The following is a 4440-nucleotide window of genomic DNA, read 5'->3' on the forward strand; positions in this document are numbered from 1 at the left end:
TCACATCAGGTTTACTTTATCTGTATATATCCTAGAAATATACAAAACCCCATTCCTTTTCCGAAGAAAAGGGGGGGGTTTGTCATCAATCTCAGAGAGCGCTTTTTGCTCTCTCTTTTTTCATCAGGTGAGGTGAAAACATGAAACGGAAAAAGCGCTGGACGAGCGATCCATTTATGGGTTATCTGTTCGTTTTGCCGGCAGTGGCCTGTTTATCCGCATTTTTTATCTGTCCGATCCTTTATGCCTTTTATCTCAGCTTTCAGCATTTTTCTTTCCTTAATCCCGAATTGTCCTCGTTTGTCGGGTTGGATAACTATTTGCGCTTATTTACAGATCAGCGATTCCATCGCGCTCTCTGGAATACCACGCTTTATTCCCTGGGAGTCGTACCGGTTCAAGTCAGCCTTTCTCTGTTATTGGCACTGATCGTAGACAGCAAGATCAAGGGGAAAACTTTTTTTCGCGTTACTTATTTTTTGCCGACCGTCACTTCATCTGTAGCCGTTTCCGTTATGTTTCTCTACCTTTTCAAAAAAGAGGGTTTGGTCAATTTATTTCTGTCCCAGTTCGGGATTCAGGGAAGAAGCTGGTTGATGGATGTTGATTTTGCTTTGCCCTCAATCATGCTGATGGCGATCTGGACGACAGTCGGGCAATTTATGGTGATATACCTTGCCGGCTTGCAGGAGATTCCGCAAGATTTGTACGAAGTGGCAAGAGTGGACGGGGCAGGGGGATGGCGGCAATTTTGGCATATTACTTTGCCGCTTTTGAAACCAACCACTTTTTTTATCGTTGTGTTGTCCATTATCGGGACATTTCAGGTATTTGACCAAATGTACATCATTTCCAAAGGGGACGGCGGCCCTTTGAACGCCACTTTGACCGTCGTTTTATACCTGTATAATGAAGCGTTCAAGCAATTTGATATGGGTTATGCTTCAGCCATTGCCTTTTTCCTGTTTGCCGTTATTTTAATTTTGACAATCATCCAAAGGAAAATTTTCAAGGATGAGACTTATCAATAATGCGGAGTCGAGGAGGATCAGTTTCCATGTGGAAAAGAGCGGCACGAATATTCCTTTACATTATCGCCATCGGCTATGCCTGTATCACACTTTTTCCGTTTCTGTGGTCGTTTTTCACTTCGCTTAAGTTGACTCCCGATACAAACAAATGGTGGGTGCCTGTATCCAGATTGACCATGGAGAACTATACGAATTTGATCTTCAGCCATGAATACCCCTTTTTTCAGTGGTTTATCAACAGCTTAATTGTCGCCGCTGTTGTCACGGTGGGGAATCTGATAATCAATTCAATGGCCGGGTTTGCATTGGCAAGAATTCCGTTTCGGGGCAGGTCATTTTTGTTTTACCTCGTACTGGGGATTATGATGATTCCTCCTCAGGTTATACTGGTTCCGATCTATATTCTCCTAAGCAAATTGAATTGGGTCGATACCTATTATGGTCTGACCATCCCCTGGATGGTAAACAGCTTCGGCATTTTTCTCATGCGCCAGTTTTTCCTATCAATTCCCAGGGAGTTGGAGGAGGCGGGTTTTATTGACGGACTTTCACGGTGGGGCGTTTTTTGGAAGATCATTTTGCCCCTGAGCAAACCGGCTTTGGCCACACAAACGATTTTCATATTTATGGGCAACTGGAACAGCTTTATGTGGCCCAATCTCCTGGCCAGTTCAGAAGAAATGTATACTTTGCCTGTCGGTTTAAGCACATTGTACGGGGAATATAACGCTTTCTGGAATCATATTCTGGCCGGAACAATGATCATGACGATTCCGATTATCATTGTTTTCCTGATTTTCCAACGCCACTTTATCCGAGGGATCGCAACCACCGGAATAAAATAGGGTAGATGATTTTCACAAGAGGTCCGATTAATTAATCGGACCTCTTGTGGTTTTAATACGATTTAAAAGAAAATAATTTCTCAAAACTATAGTTAACTTTTTCTAACGAGACAGAGACGAGAGAAACAGAAGATATGAATAAGAGGAAACCAAAATTTTGCCAAAGGAAGAAGATCAGATTTACATACCGTAACAAAATATTTGTTTTGTTACGGTATGTGAGGGGATTACAGGGGATCAGGAGGCGATTTTTCTCCTATTCATCTCCTTTTATCCCTGTTTATGTAATCCGAAAACACCCATATAACCCCGGTTTCTCTGATCATCATTTCCAACCTGAAGATCTCTCTTACAGAAACTGTCTTCAGTTTTTTCAACCGCAAAATATTACTCGGCAACCCGGCTGATGCTTCTCCCTGTACATGCGATAATCACCATCTTGCTTCTGGCAGCATTTATTCATGGTGGCATTCCGACGATTGGTTGTATCCTGTTTTTAGCGCAAACCAATTTGCAAAATACATAGTTCGGATAATTCTTTCAACTTGACTTATTCCCGGTCTACCACTATTGTATTAGACAAATCATTTTCTGGAGGGCTTACAATTGGATAAAAGATATCAACTGGATCTGACGATTCAAGACTTGAGACAAGCTAAAAATATCATCCAGCGTGCCGTTGACCGCTTGGAGCAGATCAACCACAGTAAGAGTTTCACTCTTAATAACCTGGCAAATGACTTAAAGGATTTTATTGAAGAATTGGATTCTGATGAGGAATTTTAATTGGTATCATAGTTTTTCGGGTGTCGAATGGATCTTCTTCATCCCTGGTATCCTTCCGGCCAATCGAGGTAAATATATCCTTTTAAGATTCTTTCTTCCTTTATTCCCGAAAATAACAACCTTCTTATTTCGATTCTAAGGCCGTTTTTCTTATTTCCAATACCCAAACCTATCAAAAAAATAAAAAGGCTCTAAACCCGCTTAGAATCGCTCTGGCGGCTTGATTGGATAAACATTTGCAAAAACAGAACAATGCGTTATTATATTAATGTAATTGTTCGTTTTTTATATCGTTTTTTCTCTTTCGATCCACCAATCGTTCACTTCTTATCTCAGGAGGTTTCTTATGAATAATTTAGGGATCTGGAAGACTTTATTTTTGGGATTTCAACATGTACTGGCCATGTATGCCGGAGCAGTTGTTGTTCCCTTGATCGTCGGGTCTTCCTTGGGAATGAATCAACAAGACTTGGCTTACCTGATTTCGATTGACCTGTTTACCTGCGGAATTGCCTCTCTCTTGCAAGTGGCAGGCGGGCGATTCCTCGGCGTCAAACTCCCGATTATCCTGGGTTGCACGTTTACTGCCGTCCCACCGATGATCACCATCGGCAAACTTGAAGGATTACCGGCAATCTACGGTTCCATCATCGCTTCCGGGATCATCGTGATGATCGTTTCACAGATTTTCAGCAAGATTGTCAAGTGGTTCCCGCCTGTCGTCATCGGTTCGGTCGTCACCACGATCGGCGTCTCGTTGATTCCCGTAGCAATGAACAATGTCGCAGGCGGACAAGGTTCGCAGTCCTTTGGAAAAATCGAAAATTTGGGTTTGGCTGCTCTCACCTTGGTCATTGTAATTTTGCTTAACCGCTTTTTCAAAGGCTACATTCGCTCGATTTCCGTTTTGATCGCCATGATCATCGGCACGGCCGTGGCTTGGGGATTGGGAATTGTTGACTTTACCTCCGTCAGTAAAGAAAAATGGTTTCAACTCGTGGAACCCTTCCATTTTGGTTTACCGCAGTTTCACCTGTCCTCCATCCTTACGATGACCCTGGTTGCCATCGTCAGTATGATCGAATCTTTGGGTGTCTTCATGGCCCTGGCCGACTTGTGCGAAAAAAAATTAAGCGATAATGACGTCAAAAAAGGTTTCTTGGCAGAAGGATTGGCCTATGTGATCGGCGGGATGTTCAACTCTTTTCCCTACACCAGTTTTTCGCAGAATGTCGGTCTTGTCGCCCTTAGCAAAATCAAATCGCGCTCGGTTATTGTCGCCGCCGGTCTCATCTTGATGGTTTTGGGGTTGCTTCCCAAAATCGCGGCGATCACAACCATTGTCCCCAATGCGGTCCTGGGAGGAGCAATGGTACCGATGTTTGGAATGGTTATTACTTCGGGAATTCGCATTCTCTCCACCGTTGATTTCAAACAAAACGAGAATTTGCTCATCGTTGCCTGCTCCATCGGCATCGGACTGGGAATCTCCGTCGTTCCCTCAGTATTTAAAGAAATCCCCGAGTCCATCCGGGTAATCGTGGACAACGGAATTGTCATTGGCAGCTTAACGGCCATCATCCTCAACCTCATATTGAACCGAAAAAAAGAAACCGCACAACATGTCAACACTCCCCAATCTGCTGCAGAAACCTTATAAAATGAGAAAAAGGAGAAGGATTTTGATCCTCTCCGAGGTTGTTGACAAAGAAGGTCAACAGCCTTTTTTGTTGAAAAGGTATAAAAAAACATTCCGAAGGAAGGTTTCTATGTTCAGG

At 43.1% G+C, this 4440-nt stretch carries 4 protein-coding genes; all 4 read left to right on the plus strand.

Annotated elements, in window-relative coordinates; genetic code table 11:
- Positions 1–140 precede the first annotated feature (140 nt).
- On the plus strand, positions 141–1031 hold the full coding sequence (locus I8U17_RS17765; protein ID WP_198059962.1) for a carbohydrate ABC transporter permease: 891 nt from the start codon (positions 141–143) through the stop codon (positions 1029–1031).
- Positions 1032–1057: 26 nt separating this feature from the next.
- Positions 1058–1876 (plus strand): carbohydrate ABC transporter permease, encoded by an 819-nt coding sequence (locus I8U17_RS17770; RefSeq protein WP_033102051.1) that lies wholly within the window; start codon positions 1058–1060, stop codon positions 1874–1876.
- Positions 1877–2482: 606 nt separating this feature from the next.
- Positions 2483–2662: a hypothetical protein gene (locus I8U17_RS17775; protein ID WP_033102052.1), complete on the plus strand. Its 180-nt coding sequence runs from the start codon at positions 2483–2485 to the stop codon at positions 2660–2662.
- 346 nt (positions 2663–3008) lie between these two features.
- Entirely contained in the window at positions 3009–4322 is a 1314-nt protein-coding gene (locus tag I8U17_RS17780) for a nucleobase:cation symporter-2 family protein (RefSeq protein WP_198059963.1), read from the plus strand.
- Positions 4323–4440: the final 118 nt, after the last annotated feature.

The sequence above is a fragment of the Thermoactinomyces sp. CICC 10521 genome (assembly GCF_016055135.1).
GTDB classification, from domain to species: Bacteria; Bacillota; Bacilli; order Thermoactinomycetales; family Thermoactinomycetaceae; genus Thermoactinomyces_A; species Thermoactinomyces_A daqus.